The sequence below is a fragment of the Leisingera sp. F5 genome, assembly GCF_001593695.1.
This window is the reverse complement of sequence record NZ_LUKH01001353.1, coordinates 1-1,091: the sequence shown is the minus strand read 5'-3', so window position 1 is coordinate 1,091 and position 1,091 is coordinate 1. Positions and strand designations below refer to the sequence as shown.

The following is a 1,091-nucleotide window of genomic DNA, read 5'->3' as shown; positions in this document are numbered from 1 at the left end:
GCGAGCTTCCTCGTGATAGCCGAAGATGTTGAAGGCCGAACCGCGCAACGTCTTTGCCTTGGCTAGCAAGTGCATCGCCGGTCGCAGCCAGGGCCCAAAGGCCCGTTTCGCCGGGCGTCCGCGGGCATCCTTTTTCCAGCTCAGCAAAGGCGGTGCGAGGTGGTATTTGACGCTGAAATCCCCCTCGAACTCATCCTCAAGCTGGTGCTGGAAGGCGTCGCTGGTCAGCAGCCGGGCAACTTCATATTCGTCCTTGTAAGCCATCAGTTTGAATAGCGCCCGCGCCGCGGCGGCGGTCAGTTCTTCCTGCGCCTCCGCAGGCAATGCGTCGCGAAACAGGTTCAAGGCAGCGGTGTAGCGTCCCGCATAAGCCATGTTCTGATAGCCGGTGAGGAAAGTGGCGCGGCGTTCGATCAGTGCGTCCAATGTTTCCGTCTTTGCGGGCGTCTCCTCAAAGTGGCTGGCGACCAGTTTCGGGTCCTCCGCCATGGCACGGCCTATGGCAAAGGCGAGGCGGTTTCTTTCAATGGCAACGCCGTTCAGCTCAATCGCCTGGTCCAGCGCCCCTGCACTGACCGGCACCAGCCCTTGCTGCCAGGCAAAACCCAGCATCATGACATTTGCCAGCACAGCGTCGCCCAGCATTGTTTCCGCGGCCTCATTGGCGTTGAAACCGGATAGGTTTTGCTCTCCGACGGCCTCGGCAATGGTTCTTTCCCGCAGGCCTGCCAACAGATCGGCATCGCGGCGCAGCACCAGATCGCCAGTGGGCATTTCAGCCCGGTTCAGCACCACCTTGGTGCCTGCGCGGTAATGGGCCGAGGCCTTGGGCGCCGAACTGACCACCACGTCGCAGCCGATAACCGCATCCGCGCCGCCCTGTTCGATGCGCACCTGGTTCAAGGTGCCGGGTTCTTTGGACAGCCGGATGTAGCTGAGGACAGTTCCGAACTTCTGCGCAAAGCCGGTGAAATCCAGCACGCTTGATCCTTTGCCTTCCAGGTGTGCCGCCATTGTGATCAACGCGCCGACGGTGACAACACCGGTGCCGCCCACTCCGGTGACCAGCAGGTCGAAGGGCACCTTGAGAG

At 61.5% G+C, this 1,091-nt stretch carries 1 protein-coding gene; it reads right to left on the bottom strand.

The window, feature by feature from the left end; genetic code table 11:
* On the bottom strand, positions 1-1,091 hold a 1,091-nt coding region (locus A2I95_RS41380), incomplete at both ends, for a DUF6537 domain-containing protein (protein ID WP_291738083.1).